The sequence below is a fragment of the Bacillus sp. L381 genome, from assembly GCF_030284525.1.
GTDB classification, from domain to species: Bacteria; Bacillota; Bacilli; order Bacillales; family Bacillaceae; genus Bacillus; species Bacillus amyloliquefaciens.
The window spans coordinates 713,019-738,911 of the sequence record NZ_CP127224.1 but is presented as its reverse complement, the minus strand read 5'-3'; the positions used below and the strand labels follow the sequence as shown (position 1 = coordinate 738,911).

Genomic DNA, 25,893 nt, shown 5'->3' with positions numbered 1-25,893 from the left:
CCTCCTATTTAATCCATTAAAAGAAACGCTATATCCATAGCGTTTACAGCGAAATCATTCGATTGATTGAATGGCGCGGTCAGCTTTTTCTTTCATTCCGTTAAGGCGCTCTTTAAAATGCAGGAATGTGCTGATCTTTTCATCAATCATCTCAAGCTGGTGATTCAAAGCGTGCTGAATCTCTTCCAGCTTTTCTTTCCGTTCCTTCGGATCCAGTGACAACAAGTACCCCTCTTTGTTTAATTCCAGCTGACGGCTCATCTCCATAAACTGCTGAAGCTCCTGAAGGGAAAAACCGAGCACTTCTTTTGTGCTTGTTACTTTTTCAAGCTCCTCCATATCATCCTCAGAGTAAAGCCGGACGCCGCCTTCTGTCCTTTTAGGAGCAGGAATCAAACCAATCTCCTCGTAAAACCGAATGGTTCGTTTTGTCAATCCGCTTCGTTTCGCAACTTGATCAATCTTCATCCATTCCAAGGTGAATCCCCCTCTTGTCGTATCTGTTACTATTATACATCTTTTGAACCTTAACGTAAACGTAAACTTTTAAAGAGAAGACTTTGTAATATGTTATCATTGGAAATAGTTTCATATCACTGGAACGGGGAATTTCGATGCGATTTGTGTTTGACTTGGACGGAACCATTGTCTTTAAAGGAAAGCCTGTATGCAAAGGCATTTCGGACGCTTTGCCGGGATTGCAAAAAGACGGACATGAACAAGAACATATCGCTCAAAAAATAAATGAATTCTCTAAGCGGTATGTGCCGGCAGACATCTGTTTATGACAAAAAAGCCGGTATGACCCGCCATCTTCTCGGGGGCCATACTGGCTTTTCTTAATTCTCAAGTTCTTCTATCATCAGTGACAGTTCAGTCCAGCGTTCCATCGCCGCTTCAAGCTCTTCAGCCGTTTTTGCCTGTTCGGCCATCAGTTCTTGAATCTTACCGAAATCACTTCCCGCTTCGGCGATCTCCGCTTCCAGACGCTGATGCTTCTCTTCAAGACCGGCGATTTTGTCTTCGATGCCGTCCCATTCGATCTGATCCTTATACGAAAGCTTTTTGCGCTTTTTCTTCGGCTCTTCCTCCGCCTTTTTCTCTTCAGCCGGCTGTTTTACCGCCGTTTTCTTCGCTTTTGCATATTCCATGTATTCGCTGTACGAACCTTGGAAACGGGAAATGACGCCTTGCCCTTCAAATACGATCAGGCGGTCAACAACGCGGTCAAGGAAATAGCGGTCATGGGATACGGTGATAACGACGCCAGGAAACTGTTCGATATAATCTTCGAGCACGCTTAATGTTTCTGTGTCCAGATCATTGGTCGGCTCGTCTAAAAACAGCACATTCGGCTCCTGCATCAGTACATTCAGCAAGTACAGACGGCGCTTTTCCCCGCCCGACAGCTTTCTGATATACGTCTGCTGCATCGGGCGCGGGAACAGAAAGCGCTCAAGCATTTGTTCCGCGGTGATGATATCGCCCTCCGCCGTTTTGACGATTTCAGCCGTCTCTTTTATATATTCAATGACTTTCATATCACCGTTCATTTCACTGTGATCCTGGGTGTAGTAGCCGATCCGGACCGTCTGCCCGATGGTAATATTGCCGCTGTCAGGCTGAATTCGGCCGGCGAGGCTGTTTAATAGTGTTGTTTTCCCGATTCCGTTCGGCCCGATGATGCCGATTCTTTCCCCCGGGATGACCAGCTCGTTAAATTGGCTGATCAGCGCTTGGCCGTTATAAGTAATGGTGACGTTTTCCGCTTCGATCACCTGTTTTCCGAGACGGTGGGAGCCGATCGCGAAATCGAGCGATCCGGAGACTGCCGGCCCTTTTTGCTCCTTGAGCGCCTCTGCTCTGTCCACTCTCGCTTTTTGTTTTGTCGAGCGCGCTTTCGCCCCTCTTCTGAGCCATGCCAATTCGCGGCGCAGAAGATTTTGACGTTTTGTTTCTTTCTGCTCTGCGAGTGCTTCCCGTTCGGCCCGCTTTTCCAGAAATACTTCATAGTTTCCCTTATACGTATAAAGGCTGCCTCTTTCAAGCTCGTAAATTCTGTTCGTCACCCTGTTCAGAAAATATCTGTCGTGCGTGACAAGCATGACGGCGCCCGGATATTGCGATAAGTAGCCTTCCAGCCATTCAATCGTTTCATTGTCCAAATGGTTTGTCGGTTCATCCAAAATGAGCAGGTCAGCCGGCTGGATGACGTTTTTCGCAATCGCGACGCGCTTTTTCTGGCCGCCGGACAGCTCGCTGACATCCTTCATCAAATCGGTAACGCCAAGTTTTGTCAAAACCGTTTTGGCTAACGTATTCGCTTCCCACGCATCATTCGCGTCCATTCTGGCCTGCGCATCAAGCAGGTGCTTCTGGCGCTGTTCATTTTCAGGCTCTTCATTCAGCGCCTGAAGCGCTTTTTCATACTCTCTCATCGTTCTCATGACTGCCGAGTCGCCGGAATAAATATGTTCAAGCACGGTTTGTCCGGCAGGAAGCTCGGGGTCCTGATGCAAAAATTCAATATGCACGCTTCCTGACGCCGTAATCTCGCCTTCTTCCGTTGATTCAAGGCCGGCAATGGTTTTCAGAAGCGTTGACTTCCCCGTTCCGTTCGGGCCGATTAAACCGATTCTTTCATTCTCTTCAATATGAAAGGAGATGTGGTCGAATAATGTCTTATCTCCGTATGTTTTATAAAGGTTTTCCGCTTTTATGATGCTCATGGTTCCTATCAATCCTCACGTAAGTTCATGTGTTCATTTTAAATCAGGCGCTGGAATAAAACTAGTAAAAGGGCAGACAAATTTCTTGGAAGAGATCATTTTGTCCGAAGAATGTTTCCGCCTCTCCTTTTATACACTGGAGGTGAAGAGGTGATGACATGATCAGCGTCAGTTTGTGCGTTATTGTAAAAAATGAAGAGGAAGTGCTTGCGGGCTGTCTTGATTCCGTCAAAGACATTGCGGATGAAATGGTGATTGTCGATACGGGCTCAACCGACCGGACGAAAGAAATCGCGGCCCGTTATACGGATAAGATTTATGATTTTGAATGGGTCGATCACTTTGCAGCCGCCCGGAATTTTGCGTTTTCCAAAGCGGAAATGGATTATATTCTGTGGCTGGACGCCGACGATATTTTTTTGGAAAAGGACCGCGAAAAACTGATTGAACTGAAGGCGTCACTTTCAAAAGAAGTTGACGCGGTATCCATGTATTATCACGTCGGCTTTGATGATCGGGGAGAGGTCAGCTTCAGATACCGCCGCAACCGTCTCGTCAAGCGGGAAAAAGGGTTTCGCTGGATCGGAGCCGTGCATGAATATCTAGAAGTATACGGAAACATCATAGAAACCGAGATCGCCGTCACACACCGCAAATCCGAGAAGCAGCATTCGCCTCCCTCAGACCGCAACTTGAGGATTTACGAGAAAATGGCGGAAAACAGTGAAACGATGACACCCCGTGATTTATTTTACTTTGCGAATGAATTAAAAGATCATGGCCAGTATCAGCGCGCCATTACGTATTATCACCATTTTCTTTCCACAAAACAGTGCTGGATCGAAGATGAGATCAGAACATGCCAATACTTATCAGATTGCTACAGGGCGGTCGGCCATGAAGAGGCAGCCATGACGTCTCTTTTAAAATCATTTCTGATCGATTGCCCGCGGCCGGAGTTCTGCTGCAGGCTGGGTGACTTCTTTGCTGAGAAACGGCAATACCGGCAGGGCGTATTTTGGTATGAGCTCGCCCTATCCGCCAAAGGCAGCGATGCAGGCTTTACCCAGCTCGAGTTCTCCACCTGGTATCCCCATCTGCAGCTCTGCGTCTGCTACTGGCAGCTCGGCGACAGAGAAAAAGCGAAGATTCATAACGACAAATCCGCCGCCTACCACCCGTCACATCCGAGCGTACTGTATAATCAAAACGTGCTCGGCACATCACATCAAAAAAAGAGCTGACCCCGTATGAAGGGCAGCTCCTTATTGATTACGCTGTCGGAATTCCTCCGCTTACACTGTAAATTTGGGATGTCACATAGCTGGATTCTTCTGAGGCCAAAAAGACATAAATCCCCGCAAGCTCCGCCGGCTGGCCGGCACGATTTAATGGAACGGCCGGTGTTTCCTTGCCGAATTTCGGAATGTTTTCACCGGGCTGTCCTCCCGAAATCTGCAGCGGTGTCCAGATCGGCCCCGGCGCTACCGAGTTGACTCTGATTCCTTTATTCGCCAGCTGCTTTCCTAAGCCGACGGTAAAACCGATAATGGCATGTTTCGTCGCGGCATAATCCAATAGCATCGGGCTTGGATTATACCCTTCTACGGACGTTGTCGTGATAATAGACGCGCCTTTTGGCAAATACGGAAGCGCCGCCTTGACGAGCCAATACAGTGAAAATACATTGACTTCGAATGTTTGATAGATTTGTTCTGTGGCAAGATCGCTGATATCATCCACTGCCTGCTGTTTGCCGGCGACAAGAGCGAGCGTGTCAAGACCGCCAAGCTCTTGATACGCTTTTTCCGCCAATTCTCCGCAAAACGTTTCATCGCTTAAATCTCCCGGCAGCAGAACGGCTTTTCTTCCTTCTTTTTCAATTAACGCTTTTACTTCTTCGGCATCCGGCTGTTCCTCAGGCAGATAGTTAATGGCCACATCCGCCCCTTCCCGGGCATACGCGATTGCGGCAGCCCGGCCGATTCCCGAATCGCCTCCGGTAACAAGGGCTTTTCTTCCCTTCAGCTTCCCTGCTCCTTTGTAGCTTGTTTCACCGCAATCCGGCACAGGCTTCATCTCTTTCTGCAAACCGGGCGGTTCCTGATATTGTTTTGGAAATTCATCATGGTCATATTTCGTCTGCGGGTTGTGCAGATTTGCATCAGACATACAAAACTCTCCTTTATCATTGGTGATGTATTCGTATGTGTACCCTTGAGCATGACGGGTCAAACGTGTGAGGCGCAGTTTCCGAACGCTAAGATAAAACAAAAAAAGGAGCCCGTAAGCTCCCCTTTTTTATGAATCTCCGAGCACGTTTTCAGCCATTTTCGCTAAATGCTGGGCGCTACCCGAAATTTCCTGCATCGTTGCGGAAATTTGTTCAACCGCCGCCGCCTGGCCGTCTGTGTTCTGGTTGATGGATTCAATAGAATCCTCCAGCCCTTTCAGCAGGCTGTGGATTTTTTTCGTAATCTGGTCAATTTGGCCGACATTGTCTTTTGAATGAGTGGCAAGCTTGCGGATTTCGTCCGCCACAACGGAAAAGCCCTTGCCGGATTCTCCGGCTCTCGCGGCTTCAATAGCCGCATTTAAACCGAGCAGATTGCTTTGATCCGAGATGCCCTTGACTGTGACGGAGATGTCTGCGATTTCTCCCGCGCTTTCACTGACTTGTTTCGCCTGAGCGGAAATCCCGGACATCTGTGACGAAAAGCCGTTGATGGATTCTGAAATATCTGCGACGGCTGAAGCCGTCTGTTCCACGACAGCGGACAGGCTTTCAGCGACATCATGAAGCTTGGCTGATTTTTCAAGGCTGGTGCCGAGGCCGACGCCGCCGATGACTTTTCCGTTTTCATCGTGAAGCGGAATCGCTCTGGCAATCAGCGGAAATCCGAACAGCTCTTTCGGCACCATGCTTGTCTTCTTCTGATTCATGCGGATCGCGTCTGTAATGATATCCCCTTTTTGCAGCGGGTCGCCCGGCTTTACGTTAAGAGAAAACGTTTTAGCCGGAATGTTCACGATTAATTTTTCCGTATCATAAATCCCGATGGTGATGTCATCTTGGATCAGACTGTTTAAAAAAGGCGCAACTTTGACAAAAGCGTCAAGCAGGCTGTGCGTTTGCTGCTCCGTCTGTATACTCATTTCTTTCACTCCTTCTTAATATGGGAATTGCCGTTTTTCATGCTGAACCGAAATCCATTTCAGCGTGGTGAATTCTTCAAGGCTCCATTCGCCGTTCAGCCTGCCGAGACCTGATTGCTTCTCGCCGCCGAACGCGACGTTCGGTTCATCATTAATGGTCGTATCATTGACGTGAATCATGCCGGTTTCGATCCGCTTTGCAAACTCAACGCCCCGCTCAACGTTTGCCGTATGCACGGCTCCGCTTAAACCGAACGGTGTCGCGTTTGCGATGCTTACCGCTTCATCCTCCGTTTCAAACGGCATGATGCAGACAGCCGGACCGAACAGTTCCTCCTTCGCGATGCTCATCTCAGGCTTCACATCTTTTAAGACGACAGGTTCAGCGACCGTTCCGCTGAATCGGCCGGACAAGACCGGAACCGCTCCCTCTTCTATCGCCTTTTCAACAGACCGTTTTAAACCTTCCGCCTGTCTCTCATTGATTAAAGGCCCGATAACCGTATCAGGGTCCATCGGATCGCCGACTTTCAGCGATGACACTTTCGCTTCGTAAAGCTCTGTAAATTTGTCATATACAGATGTGTGAACGAGCACGCGGTTCGCCGACATGCAGATCTGGCCCTGATGCGTAAACCGGCTGAATACGGCCGCATTGACGGCGTATTCGAGATCAGCATCTTCAAGCACGATCAGCGCGCTGTTTCCGCCAAGCTCCAACAGCGGTTTTTTAAAGTGTTTAACCGCAAGCTGTCCGATATAACTGCCTACCCCTGTTGAACCTGTAAATGAGATAATCCGCGGTACGGGATGCTCGACAAAGCTGTCGCCGATCTCCCCGATATCCGTAACGATGACGTTCAGCAGCCCGTCCGGTACGCCGGCCGCTTCAAAAATTTTCGCGATAAGCGTGCCGCCGCAGATCGGTGTTTCTTCATGAGGCTTCAGCACAACGCCGTTTCCCGCACCGAGTGCCGGCGCCACTGATTTCATTGAAAGGAAAAACGGGAAATTAAACGGGCTGATCACCCCGACGACTCCGGCGGGTATTCTGTACAGCCTGTTTTCTTTTCCGTCAATCGTCGACGGGAGAATTTTCCCTTCCATCCGCACCGGAAATGTTGCGGCTTCTTTTATCATATTTTTAACAAGTCCGATTTCAAACTCTGCCTTCAGTCTTGTTCCGCCAAGTTCCTCCATGATTAAGTAAACAATCGCTTCTTCATGCTCTTCGATGAAAGATACCGCTTTTTCCAAAATGGCCCGCTTTTTAAAAGGGTTTACTTTGTCCCATTCTTGTTTTGCAAGAGCCGCGGCCCGGTACGCCGCATCCACATCATCAGGCGTCGCTTTTCGGAATGAGGTGATGACTTTCTGAGTATAAGGATTTCTGTCTTCCAATACGTTCCGGCTGCTTCCATCCCTCCATCGGCCGCCGATAAACTGCTTATTTAGTTCTTCATATTGAAACATGTAAACATCTCCCTTTCACCGAAACTTGAAAATAGTTAATGGGTCATTTTTTGTATCGGTCTTAACGTAAGAAAATTGAACTATTTCACGATAAAATTACTTTCCCTTCTTCACATCGACGCTTTTGAGCTTTGTCCTTTTAAAGTGGGAAATTCTTTAATTGACTGCGCGAAATTTCGACAATATAATACAAACGTCAGTGTATATAATGATGAGAATATTATGAATTTTCAGGAGGACCCATATGTCTTTACTATTTCGGAAAAAGCCGCTGGCCGACTTAAAGGCTCAGAGCAGACAGACCAGTCTGGCCCGCTCGCTAAGCGCTTTTGACTTGGTTTTACTCGGAATCGGCTGTGTTGTCGGCACAGGGATTTTTGTGATTACCGGGACCGTGGCCGCGACAGGCGCAGGGCCGGCTTTGATTCTATCATTTGTGCTCGCGGGGCTTGCCTGCGCGCTCGCCGCGTTTTGTTATGCGGAATTTTCTTCATCCATCCCGATTTCAGGCAGCGTCTATACGTACTCTTATGTCACTCTCGGGGAATGCCTCGCGTTTTTAATCGGATGGGACTTAATGCTTGAGTATGTCATCGCGCTCGCCGCCGTCGCAACCGGCTGGTCATCGTATTTCCAGTCTCTTCTTGCAGGCTTCGGGCTGCATCTTCCGGAGGCGCTGACTGCCGCACCCGGAAGCAAAGCGGGCGCCGTGTTTAATCTGCCGGCCGTTATCATTATTTTGGTTATTACCGCAATTGTTTCAAGGGGCGTGAAAGAAAGCACGCGCTTTAATAATGTCATTGTATTGATGAAAATTGCGATCATTCTGCTGTTTATCATCGTCGGTTTCGGCTACGTGAAACCGGAAAACTGGTCACCGTTTATGCCGTTCGGAATGAAAGGCGTCATCACGAGCGCCGCGACCGTTTTCTTCGCGTATCTCGGATTTGATGCCGTGTCAAACGCGTCAGAAGAAGTGAAAAATCCGCAGAAATCAATGCCGATCGGAATCATCGGCGCGCTCGCCATCTGCACCATCCTTTACATTACGGTGTCGCTCGTTCTGACGGGAATGCTTCCGTACACCAAATTAAATGTCGGAGATCCGGTATCTTTTGCGCTCCAATTTGTCGGCCAGAACAAAATAGCGGGCATTATCTCCGTCGGCGCGATTATCGGAATTACAACGGTAATGCTCGCTCTGCTTTACGCTCAGGTGCGCCTTACATTTGCGATGAGCAGAGACGGCCTTTTGCCCCGCATGTTTTCCAAGGTTCACCCGCGCTTTAAAACACCGTTTCAAAACACCTGGGTGACGGGGATGGTCGCTGCCGGGATCGCGGGTTTTATTGATTTGGGAACCTTGGCGCATCTCGTCAATATGGGCACTTTGGCGGCCTTTACGGTCATCTCCATCGCCGTCATCGTTTTAAGAAAGAAACATCCGGAAATCAAATCTTCCTTCCGTGTTCCTTTCGTGCCTATTGTGCCGATCATCAGCGCATGCTTATGCCTTTATCTCGCATGCAGCCTGCCGGGCGTGACATGGCTCTCCTTTGTCATCTGGATCGCCGCCGGGATCGTCGTTTATATGGTGTATTCGAGAAAACACAGTTTGTTAAACAAATAAAAAAAGGGAGGCTCTTTTTTCGGTTTGAGAAAGAAGAGCCTTTTTTGCTCTTGATAATCCATTCACCTTATGAATAATATGGTGTATGCTTCGCTTACATAAAAAGGAGGAGAATAACTGTGGCAATTGCCGCCCCGCTGAAAGAAAAACCTGTCAAACGTCCCGATACAACCATGTATTCCATTTTATTGATTATCGGGATCTGTCATTTGCTGAACGATTCGCTGCAAGCGGTGATTCCGGCGATGTTTCCTATTTTGGAACGTTCCATGAGCCTTACCTTTACACAGCTCGGAATTATCGCCTTTACGCTGAATATGGTGTCTTCCGTGATGCAGCCCGTCATCGGCTGGTATACGGATAAACGCCCGATGCCGTATGCTTTGCCGCTCGGACTCACCTCAAGCATGCTCGGCATTTTAGGCCTCGCGTTCGCCCCGTCTTTTCTGACGATTTTATGCTGTGTATTCTTTATCGGCCTTGGCTCCGCCGTCTTTCATCCTGAAGGATCGCGTGTCGCTTACATGGCCGCCGGCAATAAACGCGGCTTGGCGCAATCAATTTACCAGGTCGGCGGAAATACCGGCCAGGCGATGGCGCCATTGATTACCGCGCTGATTCTCGTTCCGCTCGGTCAATTCGGCTCTGTCTGGTTTACGCTTGTCGCTGCAATCGCTGTGCTGTTTCTCATTTATATCGCCAAATGGTACAAAGACCGCCTGATTCATTTGCGCGCCGCAAGTAAAAAATCGCCGGCCGCCGCTGTACAGACCGTGATTACAAAACCGATTATTCTTGCCCTTATCATGATTATCTTCTTAATTTTCGCACGCTCCTGGTATGTGAGCGCGATCGGCAACTTTTATACGTTCTATGCGATGAATGCTTATCATGTCAGCATTCAGCAGGCACAGAGCTACATCTTCGTCTTTTTATTTTTCGGCGCTGTGGGAACGTTTCTCGGCGGACCGCTTGCAGACCGTTTCGGAAAGCGGAACGTCATCATCGTTTCGATGATGGCATCGGCTCCCTTGACGATTTTCCTTCCGTTTGCAGGCCCTGTCATCGCTTATGGCGTACTGGCCCTGATCGGCGTTGTCCTGATGTCCAGCTTCTCCGTAACGGTTGTCTACGCGCAGGAGCTTGTTCCGGGTAAAATCGGCACGATGTCAGGGCTGACGGTCGGACTCGCCTTCGGAATGGGAGCGATCGGAGCCGTTGCGCTCGGCGCCCTCATTGATTCGGCGGGATTAACGCCGACCATGACAGCCGTCGCCTTTCTGCCCGTTTTAGGCCTGCTCGCTTTTGTCCTGCCGAGCGACAAAACCTTAAAAGAATGGCACTCATAAAAAAATCCCTGCCAAAAAGGCAGGGATTTTATGTTTCAACCGTATAAAAATGAGTGTCAGGAACCGCATATCTCGGAATAAACCCGTCTCTGAAATCAGGAAACGCTTTTTGAATTTCATCAATCCATTTTTTAATATTTTTAATATACGGCACGTAAATCAAGCTGACTGTCGCCTTGTCATCAATGTGATAGTACCAGCACAGATTGAATTCGTTCTCCGTGACGAGTGTAAAACCGGAAAAATGATAAAAAATCAGCGGGGTGTCATTGACATATACAGCTCCGTCACGCAGGCTGACTTCGTATTGCTCAATATTCCACAGCGCCGTATTCGCGCCGATCGACTCCGTGACATGGACGTGTTCACATTGCGCGGGCCACTTTTCAACATACCTTTGATCACCGTATGTCTTTTTTTCTTCATTCATCTCCACCGTACAATAAGAGATGCAATCCTGTCTCCATTGCCAGACCGCCCGGTACGCTTCTTCAGTATTCCGCGCGCCGACAAACCCGGTGTTGTACTGCCCGGTCAGCTTGTAATAGGACGCAAACCGTTTTGAATTGCGGTGATCCGTCAGAAAAAGAGAAGCATCCGGCTTTTCCGCAAACAGCCTATCCACATCTGAAAAGAAAAAGAGATCGGTATCCAAATGGGCAAAATATTCGGCTTCCTTATACTCCGTCATCACATGGAACAGAAATGCCGGCTTCAGCGTCCAGCAATATTCATGAAACGTCCGGCCGCCCTTTGCTTCAAGCAGCTCCGGATCCTCCATTTCATGGAGCTGAACCGCCGTGACATGCTCCCACGGCACCTGCTGAAGCAGTTCATACGCCTTCAGGTCGACACACAGCACATACAGATGAAAATCACGGCAATGCTCATGGAGAGAATGAATCATCGGCATCAGTTTAAAGATATGCGTTCTTGAAACAATGGTTGAAAAATGATATTTACTCACCATATCACATCCAGTTTATTTAAGATCCACATGCAGTAAATCAGCAATCAGCGCTTTGAACGCCCTGGCAAAGTGCGTGACGCCCAGCTTTTTTTCCGCTTTTGACAAAAGCTTTTGGACCTCCGGCAGATGAAAGCTGTTCACCGTGATGCGCGGGCTTTTCGTCTTCCAGTCCGGGTCGAGGTTGCGGTCTTTAACCACGTGCAGCAGCTCGAGAAAGATGTGCAGCAGGCTTTCATATTTCTCATAATCAAGCAGTTTTTCGATGTCTGCCATAATGCTGTTGGTCAACTCCGCATCAAATGGGCCGTTAAACGCGAGGTGCACGTCAAGCGAATGAATATCATTGTACTTGTCGCACATGTACGCGATATTCGTCCTGATGTCGTCAACGGAAGTACAGTTGCTTGGATGCTCCTGATGGACGCTCATGATATCGCGCCGCAGCTGAAACGCCAATCCCGACTGATGAAGCCTGATGCCGAGATCATAATCCTCAAAGCCGTATCTGACAATGCCTTCATCAAACAGGCCGAGATCTTCCACGTGCTGTCTTTTGACTGATGAATTGTTCGTAATGAAAAAACGCCACGGCAGACGGTAGCCTTTCAAATCGTCCCCGTATTTTCCCAAAATACTTTTCAGCGCGCGGATAAAATCGGTATCTAAGTCAAAGCATTGGTCTAGAAAGCTTCCGTCTCTGATCGCACTTTCATCAAGAAGCGGCTCTTTATCTCCCGGCAGTTCTTCATACAGTTCGGCGAGCTTTTCCTTATGCTCTTTTTCAAAACGGTCATAATAAAAGCTGTACAGCCGCTTCCAGAACATACCGCAAACGACAAGATCGTCCCGGTTCTCATGAGCCTTGATATGCTTAGCCACCAAATCCTTTTCGGCAAGCATGTCACTGTCATGGAAAATCAAAATATCGCCTCTGGCATTGCGAACCGCCTGATTCCGTCCGTAAGCGATCCCTCTGTTTTCTTTAATTCTCACAAAAATCAGCGAAAAATTCGCGTTGAATGATTCAAGCATGGATAAGGTTCCGTCTTCTGAACCGTTGTCAGCCACAATCACTTCGAACGGCTCTGTGCATTCCTGTTCATTCAGTGAGAGCAGGCTGTTATACAGCCTCTCCTTGGAATTATATGCGGGAACAATGACGCTTGCCTTCACTTTTTGTTCACTTCCTGTATATGGTCATTTATTTGTTATCATCCTCAGATGCAAAGCCGCTGAACTCCGGGCAAACGGCGCTGACCGTCCCGATCACCTGCTTCAGAATGTCCTGGTAAAGCTGATGGACAAACGGCAGGTCGGTCCGGGTCGTCTCGTGAATCTGCCGAATGTCGCCGGCTGTGACGATCCGATATCCGCTGAAATGATAGAAAATCAGCGGACTTCCGTCTTCGAGCACAAGGCGCCCGTCCTTCCATGAAAACGTATGCCGCCCGTAATTCCAATGGCCGATATTCACGCCGGGCGTGGCAATGTCACACACATTCGGGAACAGATCAGACATGTAATCCAAATAGCCTTGATCTCCGAATTTTCCTTCCCCCGGCGCATTTTTACATTCTTCCAGGCAGCGTTCTTTCCACCACTTGAGACAATCTGTGCCGGCCCGGTCGGTTTTGAAGCTGAGAAAACCGGAATTATACCGGCCTAAAAGACGCTGCAGCATGTCAATTTCCTGTTTTTCAAATGAGGGGATGACGATATCGCCCCGTGACAGAAGCACCGAACAATCCGGCTGATTTTCAAAAATCGGGCGCGGATCAGCGAAGAAAAACAAATCGGCATCAATGTACGTGACACGCTCTAAGTCCGGATGTCCGTCCAGTACGAATTCGAGAAATACCGGCTTCACCGTCCAGCAGTATTCGCTCTGATCCCTCGTCCGCTTCAGTTCAAGGAGCTCCTCATTTTCCAGTGCAGACACCTGAATCAAGGTGACATTATCCGGCCGCATTGCTTGAAGCACGTCATAGGTGTCTTGATCCATGCACAAAGTAAAAATGGGGGCGTCCGCCTGAACCTCTTTCAATGAGCCGAATAAAGCGATGGCCTGATACAGCCTTCCTTTTGATAAAACTGTGCAATATGCGCTTGTCACGTCTTTATCTCACCTCTATTTTTGTTACTTTTGAAAAAAGGCTTTATACCATTCAATCGTTTTTTCCAATCCTTCATCAATGGTATGCGCGGGTGTCCAGTTCAGAAGCTTCCTCGCCTTTTCCGCCGACAAATATTGATGCTTGATTTCGTGGCTTCCCTGGTTGAGCACCTTCGGCTTCAGATCACTGTCCATGGCCTTAAGAATTTTTTCTACCAGTTCCAGCACCGTCAGCTGAATTTCATTGCTGAAGTTGAACGCTTCTCCCGCAAGATTGAGCTCCTCCATCTTTTCCGCCAGCAAAAGGTATGCTTCGACCGCATCCTCGATATAAAAATAATCACGGATAAACGTGCCGTCGCTGCGGATTTCCGGCGCTTCACCGTTCAGCACGAGCTGAATCGTCTGCGGAATGATCCGGTTGAAATTCAAATCCCCGCCGCCGTACAAATTGCCGCAGCGCGTAATACAAACCGGAAGGCCGTACGTATTAAAATATGTGTGGCTTAACAGATCGGCACAGCTTTTTGACACATCATACGGATGTTTGCCTTGAAGAGGCATGTTTTCATCGTACGGCAGTGTCGGCTGGTCGCCGTATGCTTTATCACTGGAAGCGACGATCACACGCTTGATAAGCGGATGTCTGCGGCACGCTTCAAGGATGTTCCATGTGCCGAGAATATTGGCTTCAAAAGTGGAAATCGGATTGCGGTTTGCGACACCGACGATCGCCTGTGCGGCTAAATGAAAGACCGTGTCAATTTCATATTCGCCAAGCGCCCGCTCAATCACATCCAGATCTTCAAGCGCGCCCTGCACGATATTCATTTGCTTCACTTGTTCTCCCTGATACAGATTTGATTTGGGCACAGTGTCACGGACAAGTCCTGTCACATTGGCCCCCTGATCGATCAGTTCCTTCACCAAGCAGCTTCCTAAAAGACCTGTACATCCCGTCACAAACACATTTTTATTTTTCCAGAAACTCAAACCTGATCACCATACCTTCCATACATGTTGTCCTTGATCCCACATCTTGTTGATTTCCAGCAGGTTTTTATACGTATCGATCGCCGTCCAGAATCCGTAATGCGGGTATACAGCTAATTCGCCGTCTTTCGCCAGCTCCTTCAGCGGTTCTTCTTCAAACATGACATCCCTGTCTTTCGGCAGATAATCGAATACCTTCGGGCTGAGCACGAAGAATCCGCCGTTGATGATGCCGTCGCTTGAGGTTTTTTCAGAAAAGCTTTTCGCCATGCCGTCTTCGACTCTCAGCGTCCCGAATTGCGAGGTCTTCTCAATACCGGTGACAGTTGCCGCAGCCCCTTTTGATTGATGATAGCTGATCAGATGAAACATGTTGATGTTGGCCAGTCCGTCCCCGTACGTCATTAGAAAGGTTTCATCCCCGATGATGTCCTTTGCCTGTAAAAGCCGCCCCGCCGTCTGCGTGTGTTCCCCCGTGTCTAAAAAAGTAATTTTCCACGGCTCGGATTTTCCCAATATCCGCACTTCTCCGGTAGAGCTGTCCAGCGTCATGCTGTGATTCTTCCAATCATAATCTAAGAAATATTCCTTAATCATCTCTCCTTTGAAACCAAGAAGCAGGATAAATTCGTTCACGCCATAGTATTGATAGAGTTTCATAATATGCCATAGAATCGGTTTTCCGCCAATCATGGCGAGCGGTTTAGGACGTTCATTGGTGATTTCGCTCATTCTCGTTCCTTTTCCGCCGCAGAGAATGACTGCTTTCATCTCTACCCCTCTTCTCTGTGAATACTGGATTCGAAACCGCCCGTACAAGAGAAACCCAACCCGATAATTTGTCCGATTCTCTATTACCGGTTTCAAAATCTACTGTAAGATATGAGAGATTGGCGCCCTTTGTGATCAAAAGCTCTCCCTTTTTTCAGATTAGTAAAGATACACACAAAAAAAGAACCTTACGGAAGATATTCCGTAAGGTTCTTTCTATTATTTATTATCCTGATTGAGCTTTTCTTTGCCGTAATGATATTTTGATGGATCAACCGGCGTAAAGTCGCTCATTTTGTGGAATCTGAGCAGGTCTTTGTACATAACGCTGTCAGACAGCTTCAGCTGCTCTGTGACTCTGGCTTTCAGGTTTTTCGTTTCCTGATTGCCTTTCAGTTCTTTTCCTGTCTTCGTATCGTATACGACATTTGAAATGGAAGTATATTTCGGCGTGACATAATCTCCGTTACGGAACGTCACCGTGTCATCATGGTCTTTCGAGAAGAGATCGGTACCGAAATTAATATATTTCTTAGAATCGATGCCTTCTAAGTGAAGGATCGTCGGCATTACGTCCATTTCACCGCCGTACGTATGGTTCACTCCGCCTTTTTTGCCAGGGACGTGAATCATAAGCGGCACACGCTGGTTCTGCGCATTTTGATAAGGCGTAATTTCTTTGCCGAGAATTTCTTTCATCGCGCGGTTATGGTTTTCAGAGATTCCGTAGTGGTCTCCGTAAATCATAATCACCGAGTTGTCATATAAACCGGACGATTTCAGGTCTTTAAAGAACTCTTCAAGCGCTTCGTCGAGATAACGTGCGGTCTGGAAATAGTCATCCACAGTCGCGTCTCCCGTTTTCGCTTTTTCGATCGTTGCGTCTTTTTCATCAAGCGTAAACGGATAATGGTTCGTCAGCGTGAGCAAATGCGCATAGAACGGCTGTTTCAGCGATTGAAGCTTCGGAATGGATTCTTTAAAGAATGGTTTATCCTTCAGTCCCATATTGACAAGGTTGTCGTCAGACATATCGTATGTGCTGGCGTCAAAGAATTTGTCATAGCCGATATGTTTGTAAATCTGGTCACGGTTCCAGAATGATTTGTAGTCACCGTGTAAAACGGCGCTTGTATATCCTTCACTTTGGTCAAGGATAGCAGGGAGCGATTGATACGTATTTTCTCCTTTTGTCACGAAGGCTGACCCTTCAGGCAGCCCGAACAGGCTGTTATCCATCATCAGCTCTGCGTCAGATGTTTTACCTTGGCCTGTTTGGTGGAAAAAGTTATCAAAGTACGTCATGTCCTCTCCGCCGCGGGCGAGTTTATTCAGGAACGGCGTGACTTCTTTACCGTCAAGTTTGTAATTGATCAAAAACGATTGGAAACTCTCCAAGTGAATCTTAATGATGTTTTTGCCTTTAGCCTTGCCGAAATACTCGGCGTTCGGCTTCGCGTAATGCGACGATGTGTAGTTTTCAACACTCGTCAGGTCATCGCTGCTTGCATATGCCCGCTGCGTTTCCGTCTGTGCCGTCTGCACGCCGTCATAAATCGTGTAATTATAAAGGCCTAAGTATTTCACAATGTAGTTGCGGTCAAATGTTCTTGTCAACAGCTCCGGGCGGTCCTCTTCGGCAATCGCCAAGTTAACGAAGAACAAAACGATACCCGTAACGATAATTAATGACGTATAACGTTTTTTCAGCTTGAATTCCTTCAGCTCACGTCTCCACACCAGCAGTGCGATTAAAATAATAATGTCAACAAAGTATAAAATATCATGGCCGGACATAATACTGAAGATGCCGTCTCCCATATTTCCGACATTACCGGATTGCTTTAAGTTAGGGAATGTCAAGAAATCATCGAAGAATCGATAGAATAGGATATTTGCATACAAAATAAACGTCATGATGAAATCAATAATCACCATAATAATCGCTGATTTGCGGCCTTTCGCAAACAATGCCAGTCCTAAAAAGAAAATGGCGCTTGAGAACGGATTGATCACAAGCAGAAACTGCTGTGTCGGACCCTTCACCCCAAGGTTGAATTCAGCATGATAGGCTAAATACGTTTTGGCCCAAAACAAAATAATAGCCAGTACAAAAAAACTAAGTCTGTAAGAAAATAATTTCTTCATGGCAACCTCTACTTTCCTAAACACTTTAAATCTGTATTCTTACTTTTTGCTTCAATTCCTGCTTTCCGAGCAAAACGAAAGCATCACACAGCCCCATAAACACACCATTTTAAAAAACGATATATTTATCATTCGTGTCATGCCCATTGAACATCTTATCCCGCCAGCCATTAGACGCAGGATATCCGTTCTTCGTTTCACATTTTTTTCTGACATTAAAAGGATACCGTATCAGACCGGTCTCCAAAATATGAGATACCAAATATAAGAATAACACAAACTTGTAAAAACGAAAAATGAATATCAAAGACAGCCGCCCACCAGGCGGGCTGAAGTTATTGTATGCAAAGGGTTTGAAAAACTTGAAGGTTTTTTTCGGCTGATGCAAAAAAAGGACTGGAGTGATCCAGTCCTCATATGCGTAATTTTTAAATTCCCGCCCAGACATCTTTTGCATAAATGCCTTTTGTCTGGAGATCCAAAAGCCACTCTTGTGCTTGCCTTTCGTCTGTTCCGTGAACCGACTGATATGCTTTTTGCAGCGTTTCCTCTACATCAGGCGCCATCTTGCTTCCGTCGCCGCATACGTATAGATGCCCTCCCCTGTCAAGGATCGAAATTAAAGTTTCGGCATCTTCCGCCATTAAGTGCTGCACATACGTTTTCGGTACACCTTCTTTGCGGGAGAAAGCCGTATGAAGCGTCACGATTCCTTCTTTTTCATAAGCTTCAAGCTCATCACGGTAAATAAAATCATGATCGTTTCTGCATCCGAAGTAGAGATGAGCCTCCCCCAGTTCTTTTCCTTCTTCCTTTAATGCCGCCCGCGCCTGCAAAAATCCGCGGAACGGGGCGACTCCTGTGCCCGGACCGACCATAATAATCGGTTTTTCCGAATCTTCCGGAAGCCGGAATTTTGTTTCCGGCGTGCGGACAAACATCACGATACCATCGTCAGGACTGCGGTCCGCCAAATAGTTCGAAGCGACTCCGCGATACTCCCCCAAACCGCTGCGGGCGGGACCGCGAACGACGCCGACAGTAATTGAAGCCTGCCCGGGATGTTTCCGCGGCGAGCTTGAAATCGAATAATAACGCGGTTTCAGCGGACGCAAAAGCTCCAGAAATCGTTCAAACGGAAGCTCACACGCTTCATATTTTTCAAGGAGATCGAGCATTGAGACGCGCAATGTCAGGATTTGCTCCTGATAGACGCCCTCCTCAAGAAGACCTTCCAATTCATGTTTGTGCGGCGGGCAGACGGTATAAGCGGCCATTTCACGGATTTGAGCCCTTGATGCCGCTTCCTGCAATTCAACGCAGCTGCTCAGAAGATCGTGCAGCCTGACCGGCCGATCGAGCGGGAGATGAGCCGCGCTCTGTCCGCTGGCCGTCAGCAGCACTTGGTCGTTGCCGTTCAGATTGTACCGGCGGAGAACACGGCTGACCTGCTCTTTGCTGTTTACAGGCAGAACGCCGAGATGATCTCCTTCATTGTAAGCAGCCTCCTTCGGCAGAATGATTTCAATATGCCTTGTGCTTCTGCCGCTTTCCGGCGCTTGGAGCTCCCTGTTTTCCGCAACGGATGCGTAAACCGCTTCATACGTCTGTGCCAAGGGAGAGCCGCCAAGCCCGCTCACAAATTGAAGGCCCAGCGTACTCCGCTCTTTTTCGGCATTTTCATTCAGCTTGAGACCGAACGCTTTCATGGCGTCCGCCCACATGCTTTTTTTCCATTCATCAAGCTTTCCTTCAAAATCGCCGCTGACATCACCTTCGCCTCGTGAGGAAAAGCGTTCCGCCCCTTTTTCAGCAAGCTTTTCATCAATAAGTCTCGGAACGGCCTGATATGTCGCCGCCCAGTTATGATCACCGCAGCCGAAGACGGCATATCGGACGCCTTCCAATTCCCCTTGTTTGACTTCTTCAAGCCATTGAACGAATTGTCCGGCGTTACTCGGAGGCTTTCCGTTATAAGAGGACGTAATGACCAAGAGAGCTCCTTCTTTCGGCAATTTTCCGATCCGGTCATTCAAGGGTGCCGTTTCAGTCCGGACGCCGTGCATCCCGGCAGTATCGGCAAGCTCCCGCGCAACGCCTTCTGCGGTCCCCGTATCTGATCCGTACAGAATCAGAAGCGGACGGTTGTCAAGCCCGATAATGGAAGCGCCTTTTGTCTCCTGTTTTTCTTTTGTTACGTCTTCCGCTTTTTCAGCCGTTGTTGTGAAAGCCGCAGGAACGGCTTCTTTGCTCCGCGGCCGCACCCGGATATGAAAGTCGTCGGGCTTGAGCGTTAACGTCTGTTTAATATCCAGCTCATAATCGGTATGGTCTGTAAAGGTAAAATGCTGAAGAATCATCCCCAGTACAAGAGTCGCTTCATGCAGCGCGAACTGCATGCCGATACACGCCCGCTGACCGTTTCCGAACGGCTTGTACGCATGGTGGGGCACTTGATCAGGGTGTTCAAACCGCTCCGGATAAAATTCCTCCGCATTGTCTCCCCACGCGTCTTTATCACGATGAAGCTGAGGAATTAAGACGGAAATTCTGTCTTTTGTCGTGATCGGATATTTCCCGCCGATCACCGTATCCTCTTTCGCATAAAGACTGAACGCAGGCGCGGTCGGCCATAAGCGCAATGACTCCTGCAAAATCATCCGGATATAGGTAAGCTCCAGCACTTGTTTATACGAAGGAACGGGATCGGTCAATACCCGATCGGCTTCTTCATAAGCTTTTTCCAAAACGCGGGGATGCTTCAGCAGAAAGTAGATGGCAAATGAAAGCAGGCCGCTTGTCGTTTCATGTCCGGCAATTAAAAACGTGATGATTTGAAACCGGATATTTTCATCATCAAGTTTTTCTCCCGTCTCCGGGTCTTCAACATTCAGCATCCTGGCCAGCAGATCTTTTTCATCCCGGCCGCCGTCTGACCTGCGCTCTGCGATAATACTGTCTACCAACGAAAACATCGCCTGAATATCATGATGAAATTGGCGCTTCGTTCTGATCATGAGCTTATCCTGAACATCAAGACGCTGCATTTGGTGCATCGCTTCATCAAGTGCGCGCACCATGCTGTTAATAAACGGATGAGGCGTTTCTCTGTAATAGCTGTTAAACCGATAGTTAAAACCGCACAGTCCGATCGTATCGAGCGTCAGCCGGGTCATATCAGCAGGCACATCAACGGCCTCATCAGGATTCAGCCTTGCCCATTTTTGAATCAGCTGCACCGCGATATCAGTCATCATCGAATGATAATCTTTCATCGCGCGCTGGCTGAAGGTCGGCATCAGAATATTGTGCGCCTTTCGCCAGTTAGGCTCGTGCGTCCAGCTTGTAAACAGCCCGTCACCGGAAAACGCGCGGACTTTTTCCAAAGCCCCTTCAATACTTTTATCAAACCGCTCTTCGTCACAAACCTCTTTCACCAGTTCATGGCCGGACACGACGATAATGGTGCCCGCCGGTGTATGCAGCTGAAAAATGGGCCCCTGCTCTTTGGCCAGTTTGATAAGCGACATTGTGGGCTTGTCTTTATCAAGCAAAGGGAGATTGCCGAGCGGTCCGAACGTCTTCGGCTGCGGAATCGGACTTGTTTCCTTCATTTATAACACCCTTTCTTAAACATTGATGCGTTCCTTCCAACTACAGTGCCCTTTTCACCGGCCGATTATCCGCCAGGACGGATCAATCCTCTGATTGACGATCGATTACGGTTTTTTCTATACTGGAGAGGCTTGTCAAATACAGAAATAAGGTGAGTTCACATATGGATTTTGAAATCAAGTTTTTATCGTTTTATGTCATTCAAGTGGAAGGAAAAGACGATCAGGCAAACAAACAGTTCAAACATTTCCAGACGCTTGATACGGAAGAATTTGAAGAAAGCGAGCTGAAGGATTTTCTTGACGGGGAATTGAAGAAAATCGTCAAACGGAAAGCCGAACGGCATCCGCAATCAGAGCAGGTCCCCACTAAAATCGGCCATTTTATCACGGAGCCGGGTCATGAGCTTGATTCAAATCCGAATTACAACCTTTTCAACCGTGCCCGGCTTGCGGATACGAAGGAAGCATTTATAGAAGCAAGTGAACAGTTCGTCCGCACTTACCTCGATACAAGCGCCGTTCGCGGCGGTGTTTTCATCGTGGCGTCGGCCGTGCCCCGCAAGTATTTTGAGGACAAATTCGTTTTTATGATGAAATGCGATTTCGAGCCGAAGGTCGCCCGCATCTCAGACGCCGCGTCTCTCATTAAAAAAGTCGAAATGGCCATCACGACAAAAAATATGAAAAGCATTCAATATCCGTATATGCCGGAAGAAGGCATGACCGAAGAGCACGAGCTGAAAATCCATCAGGCCTCGCACGCCCGTTATTTCGAGGATTTTCTCAAATTTGTCGAATACGGCGAATCGATGCCGGAAATCATGAAAAACCAAGTCATGAACATGGTGCAGGAACACGTGTATGAAACCTTTGAAGAAAACAGCGAAGAGCTTCAGCAGTTTGAGCACGACATCGAAATTTGGGAAGCGAGTGAAAAGCGCGAAATTCAGGAGCGCCTCGACACCCATCAAGTCATCGAGGCATCCGCGCAGATCATTGAGCATACGCCTGAAGCCGAGCTGAAAATGAAAGTCGGAGAAACAGAGATTAAAGGACTGCTGGCTGATTTCGGCGAATCCATCCATCTCGCGAAAGTGAACGGACGCTATGTCGCGCTCATTGAAGCAGAAACGATTTCGTTTGAGAAAGGCAGTTCACCGGTGGAGTTTCACAAGCCTGAGGGGCTGCATGAGGTGATTGAGCGTATCCGGAATAAATCTGAACAAGACTGACAAAAGTCCAGACGCCATGTTCTGGACTTTCTTATTTAATAAGGCTCTTTGAGCAACCGATGGCATTCACCGATGATGTCTTGGACGACGGGCGTTCCCTTTATCTCGCGGCGGACGATTTCAGATGACAGATTCTGTATCTGTAAAGCCCGCTCCGCCCGTCTTTCGAAGTATGTTTGAAATGCAGTTTCATGGTTTTCATCATTTTGCAGTTCTTCACTAAGAACGATCGCGTCTTCAATCGCCATCGCCGCTCCCTGCGCCAATGTCGGCGCTCCTGCATGAACGGCATCCCCGCCCAGAACGACGCGGCCTCTGTGCCACGGTTCTTTGACCGCCATCTGCTCAATTTTATGAAACAAAACAGGATATTCCTTCGACATATGATCTGTCACAAACTTCACTCCCGGAAATCCGTGCAGCAGGTCTTTCACCCGTTCAAAACGTGTATCCTCGTCATCCGTACAGTCAGCGTCATACGGCCGGATGATAAATACGTATCCTGTTTTTTCGGACAGCGGCACGACACCGACCTGCGTCTGCCCCTTTTTATACATCAGTGTCGAATCATGAAAAAGCGGCTCGGGAAAAGAGATGAAAAATCTGTGCGCTCCCATGCCGAGGTACTCCGTTTTCACTTCTCTTTGCAGCATTTGATCACGGACAACAGAGCGGATGCCGTCAAAACCGGCGAGAATGTCAGCTGTCATCACGGTTCCGTCTGCAAAATGCACCGTTATTTCATCAGCCGTTTCTTCGTAAGACACGACTTTTTTTCCCAGTAAAATCGTGGCCCCCGCCGCTTCAGCATGCTTTCTGAGGATATCGTTTAACGTTTGCCGCAATATATTATTCCTCCCCGGCAATGAATCATCTAAAAACGCCTCACTCACTTTAAACAATAACGACCCGTTTTCATCATGCTGCTTCAGCCATTCCGTTTGAAAACCATTTTGGCAGCATTCTTCATACACACCGATTTCACGCAGCACCCCGAGCGCATTTTGAGGCTGGAGAATTCCCGCTCCGCTTTTACGCATTTCAGAAGCCGCCTCGCAAAGGGTCACTTCAAACCCCGCTCTCCCGAGAGAAATCGCTGCACACAGGCCGCCGATCCCACCGCCCGCTATGATGATCTTTTTCACTTCATGGTTCATCACGATACCGCCTTCTCTATTTATTTATTATTCATTAACTATTAGCCACCTTACTATATTGGCTGAAAAACTGTCAATCTTTATAGGTTGCCTTTTGAATCCGGCAAGCTTATACTTTGAATCACTAAAATGGTACGGAGGCTTACAAAAATGGAGTTGAGACATTTGCCGGATTACTCGCAGATTGCCGGACACGCTGAGATTTACGCCGATATGGATGCTGAATCATTGAAAACATTTTTGACGTTATTAGATATGTCGAAAAAAACGAATCAGGTCATGGAGCATTATTTCTCAAGTCACGGATTGTCCGAAGGGAAATTCAAAATTTTGATGTTTCTATTTGACGCGCCCGGCCACAGCCTGAGTCCTACGGAGCTGGCGAAAGAATCCAATGTCACCAAAGCGACCATCACCGGATTGATCGACGGACTCGCCCGGGACGGCTTTGTGAACCGCACGCGGCATACCGGTGACAGACGAAAAATCACCATCGAGCTCACAAAGGAAGGAAAAGAAAAGCTGATGATGTTTCTTCCCGGCCATTTCTCCAAAATTTCAGATGCCATGGAAAGCTTCACCGCAGAAGAAAAAGCGGAATTGACAAAAATGCTTGAAGTTCTATTTGATAAGCTTCTGCTGTTTTCCGGAGACAGAACATAAAGAAGTATCGTAAAACAGAGGAAAATGATGAAGGGTATACAAAAACAGCCTGCACATCTGATTTGTCCAGGCTGTTTCAGAAGAAATGATTAAAAGATTACTTTCTCTTCACTATAAATGCAGGTGTTTTAATACTGGAAGTTACATTTGTATATCGATTCTTAGTCTTCAATCTCACTCTCACGCTATTTGATCCTTTTTTTAACGATTTTTGATTTGAGAGTTTAAATATTTTTTTAGGTGTTGAATGACTGAAAGAACCTTTCTTTGTTTCATTAGCCACCCATTTTGAACCGTTCCAAACATCAATTATCATGGAATAATCAAATGTTGCGATTGTACCGCCCCCATATGATGCTACACAATCAATGGAAGTAGCTTTTTCAGAATAAGAATCCGCATCGGTACAAACTCTCAATACATATGTTGCGTAATCTGTACTACAAGGCATAATATCCTTCCCCTTTCAAATTTTTAAAACAGGTTTGTTAATAACAAACCCTCCGTTCACTTCTAGCTGGCAAACGTATGACAAAGGGAACCTCATAAGCTTGTAGGATTAAAATTCAAAACTCTTAGAATTAACAAAAGGCGCCCCTTTTAGAGGGCGCCTTTTCCGCGCGATTAATCATCACTGTTTAAAATTCCGAAAAACCGGAGCAGGTTAATAAACAAGTTGATAAAGTCGATATAAAGCGTCAATGCCATCAAAGGAATCAAATCCGCCGTGATGTCCCTGTGTTTGATCTGGTTCAGATCGTATAAGATGTACATTGAAAACACAATCGTGCCGATGACGGAATACGCCATCATGGCCGCGGAATTCAGCGGGCTGAAAATATTAAAGATCCCCACCGCGAGAAGCGCGATAACAGCGACAAGCAAGAAGGACCATAAAAACGACAAGTCCTTTTTCGTCTTAGCGCCGATCGTGCCGAGCACCGCAAAAATCACAAATGAAGAGCCGAATGCTTCCAATACGACATAGGCGCCCGCTGCGGACGCGTAATGGCTGATAATCGGAAACAGCGTCATTCCTGAAATGAAAGCGAATGTAAAGACAAACGCATATCCGACGGCTTTTTTTCGGCGCAGCCAAAACGCAGCGAAGATCATGATAACCTCTAAGACCGACAGCGGAAGCATCAATGCCGGCGGAATGAACTGGCCGGTATACAGGCCGATTGTCGCAACTAACAGCGTAAACACAAATACCGTTATAATGCGCTGCATAATAGATTGTTTGCTCTCATAAGCAGCAGTTTGCATGTCAAAAGTCCTCCCAAAAAATGATCGTGATAGGTCTATTATAAATAAAATGGGAGAAATTTGTATGATTTTAAGAAGATTTTAAGGATATTCAAGCCTGGCGTTTTGCTGCGCACTCCTGCATATTCATGAAATCATGCAGTTTTTTCGTCAATCCCCCGTGCCCGAATCGGATATTCCCCTTCTGTCCCGGCGTTTTCGCAAAATCGAGAAACGCCAGCACATAAAGACGCCTGACGGGAATGGGAATGATGCCCGCATCATAAAACCAGCCGTCAATTGTGTTCAGCACTCCTTTGTTAATGCCGTATTGCTTCGTGCACCAATGCAGAAAGCGCACTTCAGGCAAGTGCAGATACCGGCTCTCCCGGAAAGGAACAGTTGAATGCTTCATATGTACCGCCTCCTGTCATCGGCTGTTTTTTAAGATTGCTGTTTAGCTTCTTTGCTCTTCAGGGAAAAGCGGTATTTCTCCACCTTATCAATTTGTGTTACTTGGGAATTATGAACCGTAATCTGAACAGTCCCGAAATCGATGGTTTCCAGTGCACTGATAATCTTTTCAATCACATGCGGATCTACGTTTCCTTTGGACGTCATCATGCTCCCCCTTTATGTCTGGC

The 25,893-nt window shown here is 47.6% G+C and carries 23 protein-coding genes; 6 read left to right on the top strand and 17 right to left on the bottom strand.

Features of this window, described 5'->3' with window-relative positions; all coding sequences use genetic code 11:
- Nucleotides 1-54 precede the first annotated feature (54 nt).
- Nucleotides 55-477 (bottom strand): MerR family transcriptional regulator, encoded by a 423-nt coding sequence (locus QRX25_RS03600; RefSeq protein ID WP_013351341.1) that lies wholly within the window; start codon nucleotides 475-477, stop codon nucleotides 55-57.
- Nucleotides 478-614: 137 nt separating this feature from the next.
- Between QRX25_RS03600 and QRX25_RS03595 the strand changes: the two genes are divergently transcribed.
- Nucleotides 615-788, top strand: coding sequence for a hypothetical protein (locus QRX25_RS03595; RefSeq protein ID WP_193551607.1), 174 nt, complete (start codon nucleotides 615-617; stop codon nucleotides 786-788).
- A 51-nt stretch (nucleotides 789-839) separates the two neighbouring features.
- Here the strand turns inward: QRX25_RS03595 and QRX25_RS03590 are convergent, their stop codons facing one another.
- On the bottom strand, nucleotides 840-2,729 hold the full coding sequence (locus QRX25_RS03590) for an ABC-F family ATP-binding cassette domain-containing protein (RefSeq protein WP_065980914.1): 1,890 nt from the start codon (nucleotides 2,727-2,729) through the stop codon (nucleotides 840-842).
- A gap of 158 nt (nucleotides 2,730-2,887) precedes the next feature.
- Here QRX25_RS03590 and QRX25_RS03585 point away from each other — a divergent pair, with 158 nt between their 5' ends.
- Complete coding sequence (locus QRX25_RS03585) at nucleotides 2,888-3,973, top strand: glycosyltransferase (protein WP_065980913.1); 1,086 nt, start codon at nucleotides 2,888-2,890, stop codon at nucleotides 3,971-3,973.
- 28 nt (nucleotides 3,974-4,001) lie between these two features.
- Here the strand turns inward: QRX25_RS03585 and QRX25_RS03580 are convergent, their stop codons facing one another.
- From QRX25_RS03580 to yfmT, 3 genes are all read right to left on the bottom strand, one after another.
- Nucleotides 4,002-4,901 carry an SDR family oxidoreductase gene (locus QRX25_RS03580; RefSeq protein WP_212100607.1) on the bottom strand — a complete coding sequence of 300 codons (900 nt, stop codon included), beginning with the start codon at nucleotides 4,899-4,901 and terminating at the stop codon, nucleotides 4,002-4,004.
- A 129-nt stretch (nucleotides 4,902-5,030) separates the two neighbouring features.
- Entirely contained in the window at nucleotides 5,031-5,435 is a 405-nt protein-coding gene (locus QRX25_RS19805) for a methyl-accepting chemotaxis protein (RefSeq protein WP_373418726.1), read from the bottom strand.
- Between the two features lie 465 nt (nucleotides 5,436-5,900).
- Nucleotides 5,901-7,358, bottom strand: a complete 1,458-nt coding sequence (gene yfmT, locus QRX25_RS03570; protein WP_212100604.1) for a benzaldehyde dehydrogenase — start codon at nucleotides 7,356-7,358, stop codon at nucleotides 5,901-5,903.
- A gap of 244 nt (nucleotides 7,359-7,602) precedes the next feature.
- On the opposite strand from yfmT, the gene bcaP reads away from it, so the two are divergent.
- Nucleotides 7,603-8,988, top strand: a complete 1,386-nt coding sequence (gene bcaP / locus QRX25_RS03565; RefSeq protein ID WP_212100601.1) for a branched-chain amino acid transporter BcaP — start codon at nucleotides 7,603-7,605, stop codon at nucleotides 8,986-8,988.
- 119 nt (nucleotides 8,989-9,107) lie between these two features.
- Nucleotides 9,108-10,337 (top strand): MFS transporter, encoded by a 1,230-nt coding sequence (locus tag QRX25_RS03560; protein ID WP_212100598.1) that lies wholly within the window; start codon nucleotides 9,108-9,110, stop codon nucleotides 10,335-10,337.
- A 28-nt stretch (nucleotides 10,338-10,365) separates the two neighbouring features.
- Here QRX25_RS03560 and QRX25_RS03555 read toward each other — a convergent pair whose 3' ends face one another.
- The 7 genes from QRX25_RS03555 to QRX25_RS03525 form a co-directional block, all read right to left on the bottom strand.
- The gene (locus QRX25_RS03555; RefSeq protein ID WP_212100595.1) at nucleotides 10,366-11,304 is read right to left on the bottom strand and encodes a putative nucleotide-diphospho-sugar transferase; all 939 of its coding nucleotides are present in this window, start codon (nucleotides 11,302-11,304) and stop codon (nucleotides 10,366-10,368) included.
- 15 nt (nucleotides 11,305-11,319) lie between these two features.
- Nucleotides 11,320-12,480: a glycosyltransferase family 2 protein gene (locus QRX25_RS03550; protein ID WP_212100593.1), complete on the bottom strand. Its 1,161-nt coding sequence runs from the start codon at nucleotides 12,478-12,480 to the stop codon at nucleotides 11,320-11,322.
- A gap of 28 nt (nucleotides 12,481-12,508) precedes the next feature.
- The gene (locus QRX25_RS03545; protein ID WP_212100590.1) at nucleotides 12,509-13,420 is read right to left on the bottom strand and encodes a putative nucleotide-diphospho-sugar transferase; all 912 of its coding nucleotides are present in this window, start codon (nucleotides 13,418-13,420) and stop codon (nucleotides 12,509-12,511) included.
- Between the two features lie 24 nt (nucleotides 13,421-13,444).
- On the bottom strand, nucleotides 13,445-14,413 hold the full coding sequence (locus QRX25_RS03540) for a GDP-mannose 4,6-dehydratase (RefSeq protein WP_012117042.1): 969 nt from the start codon (nucleotides 14,411-14,413) through the stop codon (nucleotides 13,445-13,447).
- Nucleotides 14,414-14,419: 6 nt separating this feature from the next.
- Entirely contained in the window at nucleotides 14,420-15,184 is a 765-nt protein-coding gene (rfbF, locus tag QRX25_RS03535; protein ID WP_212100587.1) for a glucose-1-phosphate cytidylyltransferase, read from the bottom strand.
- Between the two features lie 219 nt (nucleotides 15,185-15,403).
- A complete protein-coding gene (gene ltaS, locus QRX25_RS03530; protein WP_212100584.1) occupies nucleotides 15,404-17,332 on the bottom strand; it encodes a lipoteichoic acid synthase in 1,929 nt (642 codons plus the stop codon).
- Nucleotides 17,333-17,760: 428 nt separating this feature from the next.
- Nucleotides 17,761-20,946: a bifunctional cytochrome P450/NADPH--P450 reductase gene (locus QRX25_RS03525; protein WP_212100581.1), complete on the bottom strand. Its 3,186-nt coding sequence runs from the start codon at nucleotides 20,944-20,946 to the stop codon at nucleotides 17,761-17,763.
- 164 nt (nucleotides 20,947-21,110) lie between these two features.
- Here QRX25_RS03525 and QRX25_RS03520 point away from each other — a divergent pair, with 164 nt between their 5' ends.
- Complete coding sequence (locus QRX25_RS03520; RefSeq protein ID WP_115998077.1) at nucleotides 21,111-22,181, top strand: DUF3900 domain-containing protein; 1,071 nt, start codon at nucleotides 21,111-21,113, stop codon at nucleotides 22,179-22,181.
- Nucleotides 22,182-22,216: 35 nt separating this feature from the next.
- Here the strand turns inward: QRX25_RS03520 and QRX25_RS03515 are convergent, their stop codons facing one another.
- Entirely contained in the window at nucleotides 22,217-23,338 is a 1,122-nt protein-coding gene (locus QRX25_RS03515) for an FAD-dependent oxidoreductase (protein ID WP_212101641.1), read from the bottom strand.
- 150 nt (nucleotides 23,339-23,488) lie between these two features.
- Between QRX25_RS03515 and QRX25_RS03510 the strand changes: the two genes are divergently transcribed.
- Nucleotides 23,489-24,001 carry a MarR family winged helix-turn-helix transcriptional regulator gene (locus QRX25_RS03510; RefSeq protein ID WP_212100578.1) on the top strand — a complete coding sequence of 171 codons (513 nt, stop codon included), beginning with the start codon at nucleotides 23,489-23,491 and terminating at the stop codon, nucleotides 23,999-24,001.
- Nucleotides 24,002-24,098: 97 nt separating this feature from the next.
- On the opposite strand, the gene yqgA is transcribed toward QRX25_RS03510, so the two are convergent.
- The 4 genes from yqgA to QRX25_RS03490 form a co-directional block, all read right to left on the bottom strand.
- Nucleotides 24,099-24,452 carry a cell wall-binding protein YqgA gene (yqgA, locus tag QRX25_RS03505; protein ID WP_212100575.1) on the bottom strand — a complete coding sequence of 118 codons (354 nt, stop codon included), beginning with the start codon at nucleotides 24,450-24,452 and terminating at the stop codon, nucleotides 24,099-24,101.
- Nucleotides 24,453-24,625: 173 nt separating this feature from the next.
- On the bottom strand, nucleotides 24,626-25,270 hold the full coding sequence (locus tag QRX25_RS03500) for a Bax inhibitor-1/YccA family protein (RefSeq protein ID WP_013351323.1): 645 nt from the start codon (nucleotides 25,268-25,270) through the stop codon (nucleotides 24,626-24,628).
- Nucleotides 25,271-25,361: 91 nt separating this feature from the next.
- Nucleotides 25,362-25,664, bottom strand: a complete 303-nt coding sequence (ribR, locus tag QRX25_RS03495) for an FMN riboswitch-binding regulator RibR (protein ID WP_045507889.1) — start codon at nucleotides 25,662-25,664, stop codon at nucleotides 25,362-25,364.
- A 29-nt stretch (nucleotides 25,665-25,693) separates the two neighbouring features.
- Nucleotides 25,694-25,870 carry a YezD family protein gene (locus QRX25_RS03490; protein WP_065523198.1) on the bottom strand — a complete coding sequence of 59 codons (177 nt, stop codon included), beginning with the start codon at nucleotides 25,868-25,870 and terminating at the stop codon, nucleotides 25,694-25,696.
- Between the last annotated feature and the right edge of the window lie 23 nt (nucleotides 25,871-25,893).